Origin of the sequence: Benzoatithermus flavus (assembly GCF_037908215.1) — a bacterium.
GTDB classification, from domain to species: domain Bacteria; phylum Pseudomonadota; class Alphaproteobacteria; order Geminicoccales; family Geminicoccaceae; genus Benzoatithermus; species Benzoatithermus flavus.
On the sequence record NZ_JBBLZC010000008.1, the window covers coordinates 70,452 to 83,762 of the forward strand.

Below are 13,311 nucleotides of genomic sequence, written 5' to 3' on the forward strand. Positions count from 1 at the left end.
ATCCGCAGGCCGTCTCACTCGGCTTCGGCCTTTCGCTCGAAGCCTGCCAAAAGCAACCAGGCTTTACAAGGGCAGGGTCAACCCTGGGATGGATCAGGATTCGGTCGCTTCGCCTCCGTCACGATCCTTTCCGGTCTCGGCCTTGGAACGCTTGCCCGCCGTCCTGGCCTTCTTCAGCTCCTCGAGCTCGGCCTCGAGCCGTGCGAGCTTGCCCTCGAGCTCCTCCTGCGCCGCCCGCGCCTTGGCCGCCATCGCCCGCACCGCGTCGAACTCTTCGCGCGTCACGAGATCGAGGTCGGCCGCCATGCGCTCGACCCGCTCGCGCACCCGCGTCTCGATCTCCTCGCGAAGCCCGCTCAGCGTGTTGAAGGCCCCGCTCGCGACCTTGGCAAGATCATCGAACAGGCGGTTGCTGGTCTGCATGGCCATCTCCAGGAAGCGCATCGTCCGTCAGGACAGCGTCAGGATATGGGACGGGCCGACCGCCAACGCAAGCCGGTCTCCAGGGTTGCCCCGAGGGAGGCCGCCGCCTATGACCACGATCGTCCACGGCGCAACCGCACCGGAGTAGACCGGCCTTGCCCCTGTTCGCCATCCCCTTTCCGGCCATCGACCCGGTGCTGGTCCAGATCGGACCGTTCGCGATTCGCTGGTACGCGCTCGCCTACATCGTCGGGATCGTCCTGGGCTGGCAGCTCGTGCGCCGGCTCGTGCAGCGTCCGGGCTGGACCATCGGGCCCGAGGCGGTGGACGATCTCCTCTTCTACGTGACGCTCGGCATCATCCTGGGCGGGCGGCTCGGCTACGTCCTGTTCTACAACCCCGGCTACTATCTCCGCCATCCGCTCGAGATCCTCTCGGTCTGGCACGGCGGCATGTCGTTCCACGGCGGCCTTTTGGGCGTCATCACCGCCTCCGTCCTGTTCGCGAGAAGCCGCAGGCTGCCCTTCCTCGAGATCGTCGACGCGCTCGCGGTCGTGACCCCGATCGGCCTGTTCCTCGGCCGGATCGCCAACTTCATCAACGGCGAGCTGTGGGGCCGGTCGAGCAACGTGCCGTGGGCTGTGGTGTTTCCGAACGGCGGCCCGGAGCCGCGCCACCCGAGCCAGCTCTACGAGGCCGGGCTCGAGGGCATCGTGCTGCTCCTCGTGATGCTGTTCTTCGCCTCCCGGCCTTACCGTCCGGAGCAGCGCGGCACGCTCGGCGGCATCTTCCTCATCGGCTATGCGCTCGCCCGGATCACGGTCGAGTTCTTCCGCGAGCCGGACGCGCAACTGGGCTTCCTCCTGGGCGGCATCACCATGGGCCAGCTCCTGTCGCTGCCGATGCTCCTGGCCGGGATCATCGCCGTCCTCCACGGCCGGCACCGCAGCCGGCGCCGGCTCGAGACCGCGCGGTGAGCGAGCTCGCCCAGCCCCTACGCCGGCTGATCCGGGAGCACGGGCCGATCTCGGTCGCGCGCTTCATGGCGCTGGCGTCAGCGCATCCGACCAAGGGCTACTACCCGCGGCGCGATCCCCTGGGCACGGCCGGCGATTTCGTGACCGCACCCGAGGTGAGCCAGCTCTTCGGCGAGCTGGTCGGGCTCGCCCTCGTCCAGCACTGGCTCGATATCGGGCAGCCGCCGCGCGTGCTCGTGACCGAGCTCGGCCCCGGCCGCGGCACGCTCATGGCAGACGCGCTCAGGGCTGCGCGCGTCGTGCCGGGCTTCCTCGCCGCGGCCTCGATCCATCTGGTCGAGACCAGCCCCGCTTTGCGCGAGCGGCAGGCGGCAGCACTTCCGGGCTTGTCGGTCCGCTGGCACGACGAGCTGGCCAGCATTCCCGAGGATGCGCCGCTCCTTCTCGTCGCCAACGAGTTCCTGGACGCGCTGCCGATCCGCCAGTTCGTCCGGCACGGCGGAGGCTGGCGCGAGCGGCTGATCGGCATCGACGAGGCGAGCGCTTTCCGGTTCATCCTCGCCCCCCGCGCGACGCCGTTCCCGGAGATCGCAACCGAAGGGGCCGATTCCTTGCCCGAGGGCACGCTCCTCGAGCTCGGCCCGGCGCGGGAAGCTTTGGCCGAGGCCCTGGCCGGCAGGCTCGCGGCCCAGGGCGGCATGGCGCTTCTGATCGACTACGGCAGCGATGCCTCGTTCATGGTCGGCGACACCTTTCAGGCCGTGCGCCGCCACCTCAAGGTCGATCCGCTCGAAGCGCCAGGCGAGGTCGACCTCTCGGCTCACGTCGATTTCCGCGCGGTGGCCCGGCGCGCCGTCGCGGCGGGCGCTGTCGCCTACGGGCCGGTGAGCCAGGGCGATTTCCTGCGCCGGCTCGGCATCGGGCTGCGCCTGCAGCGTCTCCTCGAGCGGGCGACACCCGAGCAGCGGGCAGCCCTCGCGAGCGGCTGCGCCCGGCTGATCGATCCTTTGCAGATGGGCGAGCTGTTCAAGGTCTTGGCGCTCACCTCGCCCGGTGCGCCCGTGCCGCCGGGCTTCACGCTCCAGGAGAAGCGGCAGCCATGATGCTGCGCTCGTCGACGCTCGTGGCGCTGCCGGGCGTGCGGCACGCCTTCTTCACCCGCCGGGGCGGCGTCAGCGAGGGTGTCTGGGCTTCGCTCAACGTGGGCTTACGCAGCGGCGACGACCCGTGGCGGGTCGCCCGCAACCGGACACTCGCGGCCGAGGCGCTGGGGGTTCCGGCCGAACGCCTCGTCACCGCCCGGCAGGTGCACGGGACGGTAGCGCTGAAGGTGTGTCGGCCCTGGGACAATGCGGCCGCGCCCGAGGCCGACGCTCTCGTCACCGACCGACCGGGTCTGCTCCTGGGCGTGCTCACGGCCGATTGCGGGCCTCTCCTCCTCGCCGATCCCGAGGCCGAGGTCGTCGGTGCTGCGCACGCCGGCTGGAAGGGGGCGCTCGCGGGCGTGGTCGAGGCCACGGTCGCCGCCATGATCGAGCTCGGCGCCGATCCGGCCCGGATCACGGCAGCACTGGGCCCTTGCATCGGCCGGACCTCCTACGAGGTCGGCCCCGAGTTCGTCGCCCGCTTCGCCGAGACCGACGCGGCGAGTGCCACCTTCTTCACGCCGGCTCCCGGCCGGGTGAAGGCCCTCTTCGACCTCAAGGGCTATATCGGGGCACGCCTGCGCCGGGCCGGGGTCGAGCGGATCGAGCTCCTGCCGCACGACACCTGCGCGGAAGAGGACCTCTTCTTCAGCTTCCGTCGCACCACCCAGCGCGGCGAGGAGCGGTTCGGGCTGCAGCTTTCGGCGATCGTGCTGGAGGGGTGAAGAGCCTCGAGCTGCTATCACCGCAGCCATGGTCTCGACATGGCGGACACGCTCATCGCGGCAACTGCCATGATGCATGATCCGGGGTTGGCGATCCACAACCGTAAGCACTTCCCGATGCTGGCATCGGTCATGGCCCCTTACCGACCCCTGCCGTCACTCCCCGCTCTGCAGCAGCAGCCCCCGCCGGCGGGCGCTCTGGAAGAGAAGGATGAAGACCACGGCGGCGGCGATCAGCCATAGAGCGAGGATCAGGAGCGCGTAGCCGAACAGGCCGGCGTCGAAGCGGTTCTCGACCAGGATGGCGCGCATGCCCTCGAACACCGGGGCCGAGGGCAGCATCCAGGCGAACCAGCGCACAGCCTCGGGCAGGGTCGCGATCGGATAGTAGACGGCCGAGAAGGGCTGGATGAAGAAGATCGCGGCCCAGGCGAGATTCTCGGCGCCTAAGCCCAGGCGCAGCACGAGCCCGGCGATGATGAGCCCGATCGCCCAGCCGAACAGCATCATGACGGCGAAGAACGGGATCAGCGCCCACCCCAAGGCGCCGATCAGCGAGAAGTGGAAGATGGGAACGGCGAGAAGGCTCGCTCCGCCGACACCGATCAGGACCCGGATGAAGCTCACCGTGAAGTTGGCGAGGACCAGCTCGGCGGGACGCAGGGGGCTCACGAAGAGGTGCCCGAGATGGCGGGCGTAGAGCTCTTCCAGGAAGCATAAAGAAACGCCGAGCTGGCCGCGGAACAGCGTGTCCCAGAGGAGCACGGCCGAGAGGAACACGCCCGAGGCCTGCGCCACCCAGCTCGAGCGCCCGACCAGGAACTGGGTAATGAAGCCCCACAAGATCATCTGCACCGTGGGCCAGTAGACGAGATCGAGGAGCCGCGGCCAGGAGCCGAGGAGAAGATAGAGGTGCCGCAGCAGCATGGCGCGGATGCGGCGCAAGGACGGGCCGAACTCGATCCCGGCGGCGAGGCTCATGCGCTCTCCCTTCCATCGGGCCGGCGACGGTCGCGGGCGATGTCGAGGAACACCTCCTCAAGATCGTCGCGGCCGTAGCGGGCGAGGAGATCCGCAGGACTGCCCTGATCGACCAGCCGCCCCTGCTTCAGCATGAGAACGTGATGCGCCAGGCGCTCGACCTCGCCCATGTTGTGGGATGCCAACAGCACGGTGGCGTGGGTCCGCGCCTGGTAGGCCTCGAGATGGCCCCGGATCTGGTCGGCCGTGTCGGGGTCGAGCGAGGCCGTGGGCTCGTCGAGCAGCAGCAGCTCGGGCTCGTTGATCAGCGCCTTCGCGAGCAGCACGCGCGTCTTCTGCCCGGCCGAGAGCCGGCCGAAGGGCCGGTTCAGGAAACCTTCGAGGTCGAGCGCCGCCGCCAGCGCCGCAATGCGCTCCTTCGGCCGCGGCACCGCGTAGAGCTCGGCATAGACCTTGAGGTTCTGGAGCACGGTGAGCCGCTGCGGCAGGTCCACGTAGGGGCTCGTGAAGTTCATCCGCGGCAGCACCTTGTGCCGGCCCTTGGGCATGAGTTCGCCGAGGATGCGGATCGTGCCGCTCGTGGGCGCCAGAAGGCCCAGGAGCATGGCCATGGTCGTGGTCTTGCCGGCCCCGTTGGGACCCAGGAGCGCCACGGTCCGGCGGCGGCCCACGGTGAAGCCGAGATCTTCCACGGCGACCACCTCGCCGTAGCGTTTGCTCAGACCCTCGACCAGGATCGCCGGCGGCTCGCCCGAGAGCGGCATGGCCTCCTGCGGCGCTGCGGCCAGCAGCTTCGCGTCGTCGAGCATGTTCCGGCCCTTCGTTTCCCGCTGCAGAGGCTTACTCGTCGCCGTTCTCGGCAATACCGTGCTCACGGTAGTAGCGGGCGGCACCGGGATGGAGCGGAATCGCGACGCCGCGCAGCGCATCCTCGGGCCGGATCTCCTTGCCTTTGGGGTGGCCCGCGGCCAGCACCTTCGCCGCGTTCGGGTGCCAGAGCGCTTCGGTGATCGCGTGGACGAGATCCTCGTCGAGCCCGGCCGAGACCAGCCAGAGCGCCGCGACGCCGATCGTGGGCGTGTCCTCGTCCAGCCCCGGATAGGTGCCGCCCGGAATGGTATGCTTCGTGAAGAAGCGGTGCTTCCCGAGCAGCGCTTCGATCCCGGGACCGACGATGGGGACGAGCTTGGCACCGGTATCCCGGGCGAGCTCGCTCACCGCTGCAGCCGGGTAGCCGCCCACGAAGAAGAGCGCGTCGAGCTCGTCCGCGCGCATCAGGTCGATCGACTTGACCAAGGATGCGTAGACCGGCGTCACCGCCCGCTCCGAGAGGCCGAAAGCGTCCAGGATCAGCCGCGCCTCGACCAGCGTGCCGGAGCCTTCGACATCGAGCGACACGCGCTGCCCGCGCAGATCGGCGACGCTCGCGATGCCGGATCCGGCGCGGGCCACGAGATGCACGCTCTCGAGATAGAGGCTCGCCAGCGCCCGCAGGTTCTGCATCGGCGGCCGGCCGGCGAAGATGCCCGTGCCGGAGAAGGCGCCGTAAGCGATGTCGCTCTGCGAGAAGCCGCTCTCGATCTGTCCCTCCTGGATCGCGGATACGTTGTCGACCGAACCCTTGGAGGTCTGGACCACCACGACGAGATCCGGAACGCCGCAGCCGCCCTCCGGCCCGCACGGGCGGGCGCCGGGCGGGCTCGACACCACGCTCGCGATCAGCTCGCCCACGGGATAGTAGGTGCCGGTGATCGGGCCGGTGCCGATCCGCAGAAAGCGGGCATCGTCGGCCAGCGTCCAGCGGCACCCGGTGGCAGCCAGCCCGCAGCCACCCAGGAGCGAGGCCACGAGGCGACGGCGCGGCAGGCCGAGGTGTCGCATGATCCGCTACTCGGCGCGCACGGCGTGGCCGGTCAGCCGGCGCACGACTTCGCCATCCAGGATCCGGTCGAACTCGAGCGTCATGCCGTCCTCGGTCGGCCGACGCTCGAAGATCTGCAGCTCGTAGCGGCCATCGTCCAGGATGACGAAGGAGTAGACGTCGATCGAGCCGCCCGCGACGCTGCCCCAGCGCAGGGGATCGCCGCGCATCGGGTCCGGCTCGGGCCGGGCGTGGAACGGGTCGTAGCCGACCCCGGCCAGATAGAAGCTGCGGTCCGGTGCGGGCACGAGCAGGATCTCGTCGCTGCGCCGCTTCACGCCCGGCACATCGCGCCGCCCGTTCACGAGCGTCACGTTGGTCCAGGTGATCCGCAAGCCCTCGCGCTCGTAAGGGGCGATCACGACGTCGATGTCGCGCTGCTCGCGGTTGCCGGCCTCGTCCACCTGCTCGGCCCGGCCGACGAAGGCACCGATCAGAGGCGCCAGCGGCGGCTGCTCGGCATGGACCGTGCCCGGAGCGCTACCCCCGAGCAGGACGCCGAGCACCAAGGCGCTGGCGACGGGTGTGCCGCTCATGGCCCGGCCTTGGCGAGCTGCATGGTCATCTCCTCCGTCTTGCCATCGGGCAGGCGGCGCTGCAGCGCCACATCGAGCCGGCCTTGCCCGGCTCTGCGACAGGCATAGCGGTCGAGCACGAAAGCGCCCCGGTCGTCGACGCTGAGGCTATAGACATAGACCGCATCCGGGGTGGAGCGAGCCCAGTAGAGCGTGCCCTCGACCAGAGGATTGACCGGCTTGTCCCGGCCGAACATCGACCAGCCCTGGTTCGTCCGCCCGGCGAACACGCCAGGGCGCCTGGTGGGCGTGAAATGAATGTCGGCCTCTCTGCCTCCCGGCACCGTCCAGCGCACGGCGAAGCCGTCTCTCTCCCGAGTCCAGGTCATGGTGAACGGCGCCGGCTGGCCGGTGGTCCAGCGCCCGTAGAGCGAGTCCAGGAGATCGGCGGCCCACGCGGGGCAAGGAGCGGCGAGCGTCACGATGCATGCCATGGCCATCGGCCAGAGCGCACGACGCGGGCTCCGCACCGGCCGCTTCGACTCCATGCCGCGATCATTGCACCTCGCCCGCATCGCGATGCTCCCGTGCCAGCCGCGCCATGGCGGCGGGCCTGGATTGCAGGTAGGAATAGCCCCGAGAGGCACAGTTTCCAATCCGTTGCTGCTAGGTGCTTTCCGCGGCAGCGAAAATCAGGGCCGAACGTGAAAAGGAGCCGTCGATGCTGATCGGTGTCCCCAAGGAGATCAAGACCCACGAATACCGTGTGGGCCTCGTGCCGTCGAGCGTGCGCGAGCTGACCCATCACGGCCATCAGGTGATGGTGCAGACCGGGGCCGGGACGGGAATCGGCTTCGACGACGACGCTTACCGCGCCGCCGGGGCGAGGGTCGTGGACACGGCCGAGGAGATCTTCTCGCTCGCCGAGATGATCGTGAAGGTGAAGGAGCCGCAGACGAGCGAATACCGACTCCTGCGCGAGGACCAGATCCTCTTCACCTACCTTCATCTCGCTGCCGACCTGCCGCAGGCGGAGGGGCTGGTGCAGTCGGGCTGTGTCGCGATCGCGTACGAGACCGTGACCGACGCCCGCGGCCGCCTGCCGCTGCTGGCCCCCATGAGCGAGGTCGCGGGCCGGATGAGCGTGCAGGTAGGAGCGCACCTCCTCGAGAAGATGCAGGGCGGGGCCGGTATCCTGCTCGGCGGCGTGCCCGGCGTGCACGCGGCCAAGGTCGTGGTCCTGGGCGGCGGCGTGTCCGGCACCAACGCGATCCGCATGGCAATGGGCATGGAGGCCCAAGTCTACGTCATCGACAAGAGCCTGGATCGGCTCTACGAGCTCGATCTCCAGTTCGGCCCGATGCTCAACACGATCTACTCCACCGTCGATGCGATCGAGCAGCACGTCACCACGGCCGATCTCGTCATCGGCGCCGTGCTGGTGCCGGGTGCCGCTGCACCCCGCCTGATCACCCGCGACATGATCCGGAAGATGCGCCCCGGCTCGGTGTTCGTCGACATCGCCATCGACCAGGGCGGCTGCTCCGAGACCTCGCGGCCGACGACCCATGCCGACCCGACCTATGTCGAGGAAGGAGTGGTGCATTACTGCGTCACCAACATGCCGGGTGCCGTGGCGCGTACCTCGACCTTCGCGCTCAACAACGCGACCCTGCCCTTCACGCTGGCGCTCGCCAACAAGGGTTATCGCAAAGCCATCCAGGACGACCCGCATCTCGCCAACGGCGTCAACGTCCTTCACGGTCGGGTGACCTACGAGGCGGTCGCGAAGAGCCTCGACCTCGCCTACACGCCTCTGAAGCAGGCGCTGGCGCTGGCCTGAGCGCGGTCCATGGCCGCTTCTCTCGTCGAGAGAGGCGCGGCCATGGGGCGCAACATCGCCGACCTGCTGCCGTTGCAAGATTTTGCCGGCCGATGTTAAACCGGAAACTGTAGCCCAGAGATCCACCAGCCGAAAGCGCATGCGCAACGACCGTCTCGATCGGCTCGCCGAGTTCCCGTTCCGCCGGCTCGCGGCTCTTCTCGCCGGCGAGCCGGCGCCGGCGGGGCCTGCCTTCGATCTCTCGATCGGCGAGCCCAAGCACGCCCCGCCGCATCTGCTCGCCGAGACCGTGGCGGCGCATGCACACTTGTGGAACCGCTATCCGCCGGTGAACGGGACACCCGAATTCCGCGCGGCAGCCGCCGCCTGGCTCACCCGCCGCTTCGGGCTCCCGTCCCATGTGCTCGATCCCGAACGCATGATCCTGCCGCTGGCCGGAACCAAGGAGGGCCTCTACCTCCTACCATCGGTCGTGGTGCCGGCCGATCGGTCGGGGCCGAAGCCGGTCGTGCTGATGCCGGATCCGGTCTATGCCGTCTATTATGGTGCTGCCGTCATGGCCGGGGCCGAGCCCGTGCTCTTGCCGGCCACCGCCGCCTCGGGCTTCCTGCCCGATCTCGAGGCGCTTTCGCCGGCACTCCTCGCCCGCACGGCCCTGTTCTACCTGTGCACGCCCGCGAACCCGCAAGGTGCCGTCGCCGACCGCGACTATCTGCGGCGTGCCGTCCGCCTCGCACGGGAGTACGATTTCCTCCTCGCCGTCGACGAGTGCTACAGCGAGCTCTGGGACGCGGCTCCGCCACCGGGCGCTCTCGAGGCGGCCTGGGCCGAGGACGGCAGTTTCGCGAACGTCGTCGTCCTCCATTCGCTCAGCAAGCGCTCGAGCGCTCCCGGCCTGCGCTCGGGCTTCATCGCCGGCGATCCCGAGCTCCTCGCCCGTCTCCTGCGCTTGCGCGCCTACGGCTCGCCCGTGCAGCCCCTGCCGCTCATGGCCGCGGCCACCGTGCTCTGGCAGGACGAGACCCACGTCGAGGCCAACCGTGCCCTCTACCGCGAGAAGTTCGATCTGGCCGAGCGAAGGCTCGCCGGCCGGTTCGGCTTCTACCGCCCGGCGGGCGGGTTCTTCCTCTGGCTCGACGTCGGCGACGGCGAGGCCGCCTGCCGCCGGCTCTGGCGCGAGGCCGGGGTGAAGGTGCTGCCCGGCGGCTATCTCTCGGCCGGTGCGGATGCCGCCGGGACCAATCCCGGTGCCCCGTTCGTGCGGGTGGCGCTCGTCGATCGGATCGAGCTCGTCGACCGCGCGCTCGAGCGCTTCGCCGAGGTGCTCGGCGAGGCGAGCCGTCCGCGGGCGGCGGCGTCCTGACGATTGCCCAGGGACAAGCTGATGGCTGCATCGACCGCCGACGCCTTCGGCAGCACCCAGCTCAAGGAGCGGCTCAAGGAGAACCTGCTTCGCCTCTTGGGACTCGTCGCCGTCGTCACCGCCCTGGCGCTGGCACTGGCCCTGTTCGGGTACGACTGGCGCGACCCGTCGCTCAATCAGGCGACCGCGCAGCCGGTTCGCAACCCGGTCGGGATCGCGGGTGCCGTCGCCGCCGACCTCCTCTACCAGCTCTTCGGCCTCGCCGCCTGGCTCCTGGTCGTCGCGGGCCTGAGCTGGGGGGTGCGCCTCGTGCTCGGCCGCAGACTGGGCTGGCCCTGGCTGCCGGTCCTGAGCCTGCCGTTGGCGCTCATGAGCCTCGCCGGCTTCCTCGCCACCCTGCCGCTTCCGGCCGTATCGAGCTGGCCGCTTCGGGTCGGCTTCGGCGGCGCGGTCGGCGATCTCGAATGGCGCTGGCTCGAGCCGATGATCGGCTCGACGGCCTTCGCCTGGGCCAGCCTGGCCCTGGCGCTTCTGTGTGGCGCCACGGCGCTCGGCGTCCGCTGGGCGGAGGGCATCTGGGCCGCGAGCCGTGTGGGTGCCGTGTCGCTCTGGGTCGGTCGTCGCCTCGGTGATGCCGCGGGCGCCGCCACGCTCCGGTCGGGCCGGCTCGTGCGCGAGGGCTGGCGCGGCTTCGACCTCGGCCGGCTGCGGCGGCCGACGGCGTTGCGGCCCGCGGTGGACGAGATCGAGGACGATGCGTCGGAACCGGTGTCCCTGCGGCGGCGCCTGCGCCGCGAGCCCGCCATGGCCGGCCCGGTCGGACGCGGCCTCGCCGGGCGCCCGTTCGGCGGCGATCGAGAGGCCGGACCCGACGAGATGGCCAACGAGGCCGCATCATCCGTGCCCGAACGGCGACGCCCGCAGGTCGCCCCGCTCGGCGACGGCGACGAACCGCTGCCGACGATCCGCGCCCGCCGTCCACGCTCCTCTGCCTCCGAAGCGGAGGACGAGCCGACCGAGCGGCCGGCAGCACCCCGGATGGAGCCGGTCGTGGAGCGGACGCGGGCCGCAACGGTCGAGCCGTCGCTCCAGCGGGCCTTCGGGCCCGCTGCCGAGGCCAAGGCCGGCATTGCCCGGCCGGCAGCGCCGCCGCCGGCGCCGGAACACGAGGGCGCGCACGATTTCGAGCTGCCCGGCCTCGATCTTTTGGCCTCGGTCGCGAACGCGGCCCAGCCCAACCACTCGCCGCAGGCGCTCATGGAGACCTCGCGCCAGCTCGAGACCGTGCTCGACGATTTCGGTGTGCGCGGCGAGATCATCGACGCCAAGCCCGGCCCGGTCGTCACCCTGTTCGAGCTCGAGCCGGCACCCGGCACCCGCGCGGCACGCGTCATCAGCCTCGCCGACGACATCGCACGCAGTTTGTGCGCGCTCTCGGTGCGTGTGGCCGTGGTGCCGGGGCGAAACGTCATCGGCATCGAGCTGCCGAACGACAAGCGTCAGACCGTCTACCTGCGCGAGCTGCTCGAGGCCGAAGCCTATCGCGGCAGCGGCGCCCGACTGCCGCTGGCGCTGGGCAAGGACATCGCCGGCAATCCGATCGTGGCCGACCTGGCACGGATGCCGCATCTCCTCATCGCCGGCACCACGGGCTCGGGCAAGTCGGTCGCGATCAACGCCATGATCCTCTCGCTGCTCTACCGGCTGCGCCCGGACGAGCTGCGGCTGATCATGATCGACCCCAAGGTGATCGAACTCTCGGTCTACGAGGACATCCCGCACCTCCTGGCCCCCGTCGTCACCGATCCGCCCAAGGCGGTGGTGGCCTTGAAGTGGGTCGTGCGGCAGATGGACGAGCGCTACCGGCTGATGTCGCACCTCGGCGTGCGCGACATCTTCGCCTTCAACAAGCGCATCCTCCAGGCCAAGGCGCGCGGCGAGGAGCTGAAGCGGCGCGTGCGCACCGGCTTCGAGCCCGGCACCGGTGTGCCGATCTTCGAGGAGCAGCCGATCGAGATGAAACCGCTCCCGCTCATCGTCGTCATCGTCGACGAGGTGGCGGACCTCATGCTCACGGCCGGCAAGGAGATCGAGAACGCGATCCAGCGCCTGTCGCAAAAAGCCCGTGCCGCCGGCGTGCATCTCATCGTCGCCACGCAGCGGCCTTCGGTCGACGTGCTCACCGGCGTCATCAAGGCGAACCTGCCGTCCCGGATCAGCTTCCGCGTCAGCTCCAAGATCGACAGCCGCACCATCTTGGGCGAGCCGGGTGCGGAGCAGCTCCTGGGCCAGGGCGACATGCTCTACCTGATGCCGGGCGATCGGATCAGTCGCATCCACGGGGCGCTGGTCACCGACGCCGAGGTCGAGCAGGTGGTCCGCCACCTCAAGACCCAGGGCGAGCCCGACTATCACGCGGAAGTGACCGAGGATCCCGAGAGCGGCGGCGAGAGTGCCGGCGGAGCCGACGGGGCTCTGTTCGACGGCTCGAGCGCCGGTGGCGACGCCCTCTACAACCAGGCGGTCCAAATCGTGGCGCGCGACGGCAAGGCCTCGACCAGCTATCTTCAGCGCAAGCTGTCGATCGGCTACAACAGCGCCGCCAAGCTCATCGAGCGCATGGAGAACGAGGGCCTGATCAGCCGGGCCGACCATGTCGGTCGACGCCAGGTGCTGATGGGCCGTGGCGGCGTGGACGGCACCGAGCCCACCGACGACCCGTTCTGAGCCCGGCAGCATCATCGGACATCGAAGGAATCCAGGGCACCCATGCAGCGCATCGCTCTCACCCGGCGGGGGCTCGCCTCGCTCGCCCTCGCCACGGCGGTCATGGGCCTGCTCCGCCCCGCTGCGGCCGCCCTGGTGCCGGGCCAACAGGAGATCGTGCAGCGGGTCGAGACCTATTTCAACGGCATCCACACCCTCGCTGCCGACTTCCAGCAGATCGCCCCGGACGGCAGCCTGTCGACCGGGAAGCTCTACATCGATCGCGACCGTGGCGGCATGCGCTTCGACTACGATCCGCCGTCCAAGATCCTGCTCGTGGCACCCGGCGACTGGCGGCTGATCTTCTACGACGGCAGCATCAAGCAGGTGAACGTCATCCCGCTCGCCGAGACCCCTTTGGGCTTCGTTCTGGACAAGGAGGTCAAGCTCGAAGGCGACGTCACTGTCGAGGCCGTGCGCGAGCGCGAGGGCGAGATCGACCTCGTGCTCGTGCGCACGAAGGAGCCGGACCAGGGCCAGGTCGTGCTGACGCTCGCCAAGCGGCCGCTCGAGCTGCGCCGCTGGACCGTGACCGATGCGCAAGGACTCACCACCACGATCACGCTGAGCCAGGTCCAGACCGGCATGCCGCTCGACCGCAAGCTCTTCGTCTGGCGCGACCCCCAGCTCTTCGGCTGGCCCGAGGACTGAA

At 69.8% G+C, this 13,311-nt stretch carries 13 protein-coding genes; 7 read left to right on the forward strand and 6 right to left on the reverse strand.

What is annotated here, in order from left to right; all coding sequences use genetic code 11:
* Positions 1-93: 93 nt before the first annotated feature.
* A complete protein-coding gene (locus tag U1T56_RS09915) occupies positions 94-423 on the reverse strand; it encodes an accessory factor UbiK family protein (protein WP_418159304.1) in 330 nt (109 codons plus the stop codon).
* A gap of 155 nt (positions 424-578) precedes the next feature.
* On the opposite strand from U1T56_RS09915, the gene lgt reads away from it, so the two are divergent.
* Genes lgt through pgeF form a run of 3 tightly spaced genes read left to right on the forward strand, consistent with a single transcriptional unit; the run spans position 579 to position 3,270 of the window.
* Positions 579-1,400, forward strand: a complete 822-nt coding sequence (gene lgt / locus U1T56_RS09920) for a prolipoprotein diacylglyceryl transferase (RefSeq protein ID WP_418159305.1) — start codon at positions 579-581, stop codon at positions 1,398-1,400.
* Positions 1,397-2,503, forward strand: a complete 1,107-nt coding sequence (locus tag U1T56_RS09925) for a class I SAM-dependent methyltransferase (protein ID WP_418159306.1) — start codon at positions 1,397-1,399, stop codon at positions 2,501-2,503. Before lgt ends, U1T56_RS09925 begins: the two co-directional genes overlap by 4 nt.
* Positions 2,500-3,270, forward strand: a complete 771-nt coding sequence (pgeF, locus tag U1T56_RS09930) for a peptidoglycan editing factor PgeF (RefSeq protein WP_418159307.1) — start codon at positions 2,500-2,502, stop codon at positions 3,268-3,270. The genes U1T56_RS09925 and pgeF overlap by 4 nt, the downstream gene beginning before the upstream one ends.
* A 156-nt stretch (positions 3,271-3,426) precedes the next feature.
* On the opposite strand, the gene U1T56_RS09935 is transcribed toward pgeF, so the two are convergent.
* The 5 genes from U1T56_RS09935 to U1T56_RS09955 all read right to left on the reverse strand — a co-directional run bounded on the left by U1T56_RS09935 (position 3,427) and on the right by U1T56_RS09955 (position 7,181).
* The gene (locus U1T56_RS09935; protein ID WP_418159308.1) at positions 3,427-4,251 is read right to left on the reverse strand and encodes an ABC transporter permease; all 825 of its coding nucleotides are present in this window, start codon (positions 4,249-4,251) and stop codon (positions 3,427-3,429) included.
* Positions 4,248-5,015, reverse strand: coding sequence for an ABC transporter ATP-binding protein (locus U1T56_RS09940; protein ID WP_418159428.1), 768 nt, complete (start codon positions 5,013-5,015; stop codon positions 4,248-4,250). The genes U1T56_RS09935 and U1T56_RS09940 overlap by 4 nt, the downstream gene beginning before the upstream one ends.
* Positions 5,016-5,091: 76 nt before the next feature.
* Positions 5,092-6,132, reverse strand: a complete 1,041-nt coding sequence (locus tag U1T56_RS09945) for a TAXI family TRAP transporter solute-binding subunit (RefSeq protein WP_418159309.1) — start codon at positions 6,130-6,132, stop codon at positions 5,092-5,094.
* A gap of 6 nt (positions 6,133-6,138) precedes the next feature.
* Positions 6,139-6,708, reverse strand: a complete 570-nt coding sequence (locus U1T56_RS09950) for a hypothetical protein (RefSeq protein ID WP_418159310.1) — start codon at positions 6,706-6,708, stop codon at positions 6,139-6,141.
* A complete protein-coding gene (locus tag U1T56_RS09955; protein ID WP_418159311.1) occupies positions 6,705-7,181 on the reverse strand; it encodes a hypothetical protein in 477 nt (158 codons plus the stop codon). The genes U1T56_RS09950 and U1T56_RS09955 overlap by 4 nt, the downstream gene beginning before the upstream one ends.
* A 227-nt stretch (positions 7,182-7,408) precedes the next feature.
* Between U1T56_RS09955 and ald the strand changes: the two genes are divergently transcribed.
* The 4 genes from ald to U1T56_RS09975 all read left to right on the forward strand — a co-directional run bounded on the left by ald (position 7,409) and on the right by U1T56_RS09975 (position 13,310).
* Complete coding sequence (gene ald, locus U1T56_RS09960) at positions 7,409-8,530, forward strand: alanine dehydrogenase (protein ID WP_418159312.1); 1,122 nt, start codon at positions 7,409-7,411, stop codon at positions 8,528-8,530.
* Between the two features lie 139 nt (positions 8,531-8,669).
* Complete coding sequence (locus U1T56_RS09965; RefSeq protein ID WP_418159313.1) at positions 8,670-9,893, forward strand: aminotransferase class I/II-fold pyridoxal phosphate-dependent enzyme; 1,224 nt, start codon at positions 8,670-8,672, stop codon at positions 9,891-9,893.
* Positions 9,894-9,914: 21 nt separating this feature from the next.
* The gene (locus tag U1T56_RS09970) at positions 9,915-12,620 is read left to right on the forward strand and encodes a DNA translocase FtsK (protein WP_418159314.1); all 2,706 of its coding nucleotides are present in this window, start codon (positions 9,915-9,917) and stop codon (positions 12,618-12,620) included.
* A 42-nt stretch (positions 12,621-12,662) separates the two neighbouring features.
* On the forward strand, positions 12,663-13,310 hold the full coding sequence (locus U1T56_RS09975) for a LolA family protein (protein WP_418159315.1): 648 nt from the start codon (positions 12,663-12,665) through the stop codon (positions 13,308-13,310).
* The last annotated feature ends 1 nt before the right edge of the window (position 13,311 follow it).

What these genes read in the sequence shown, in the direction of transcription:
- U1T56_RS09915 (WP_418159304.1), bottom strand. Translation starts at nt 423, where the DNA reads ATGCAGACCAGCAACCGCCTGTTCGATGATCTTGCCAAGGTCGCGAGC.
- pgeF (WP_418159307.1), top strand. Translation starts at nt 2,500, where the DNA reads ATGATGCTGCGCTCGTCGACGCTCGTGGCGCTGCCGGGCGTGCGGCAC.
- U1T56_RS09935 (WP_418159308.1), bottom strand. Translation starts at nt 4,251, where the DNA reads ATGAGCCTCGCCGCCGGGATCGAGTTCGGCCCGTCCTTGCGCCGCATC.
- U1T56_RS09940 (WP_418159428.1), bottom strand. Translation starts at nt 5,015, where the DNA reads ATGCCGCTCTCGGGCGAGCCGCCGGCGATCCTGGTCGAGGGTCTGAGC.
- U1T56_RS09945 (WP_418159309.1), bottom strand. Translation starts at nt 6,132, where the DNA reads ATGCGACACCTCGGCCTGCCGCGCCGTCGCCTCGTGGCCTCGCTCCTG.
- U1T56_RS09950 (WP_418159310.1), bottom strand. Translation starts at nt 6,708, where the DNA reads ATGAGCGGCACACCCGTCGCCAGCGCCTTGGTGCTCGGCGTCCTGCTC.
- U1T56_RS09955 (WP_418159311.1), bottom strand. Translation starts at nt 7,181, where the DNA reads ATGGCATGCATCGTGACGCTCGCCGCTCCTTGCCCCGCGTGGGCCGCC.
- ald (WP_418159312.1), top strand. Translation starts at nt 7,409, where the DNA reads ATGCTGATCGGTGTCCCCAAGGAGATCAAGACCCACGAATACCGTGTG.
- U1T56_RS09965 (WP_418159313.1), top strand. Translation starts at nt 8,670, where the DNA reads ATGCGCAACGACCGTCTCGATCGGCTCGCCGAGTTCCCGTTCCGCCGG.
- U1T56_RS09970 (WP_418159314.1), top strand. Translation starts at nt 9,915, where the DNA reads ATGGCTGCATCGACCGCCGACGCCTTCGGCAGCACCCAGCTCAAGGAG.
- U1T56_RS09975 (WP_418159315.1), top strand. Translation starts at nt 12,663, where the DNA reads ATGCAGCGCATCGCTCTCACCCGGCGGGGGCTCGCCTCGCTCGCCCTC.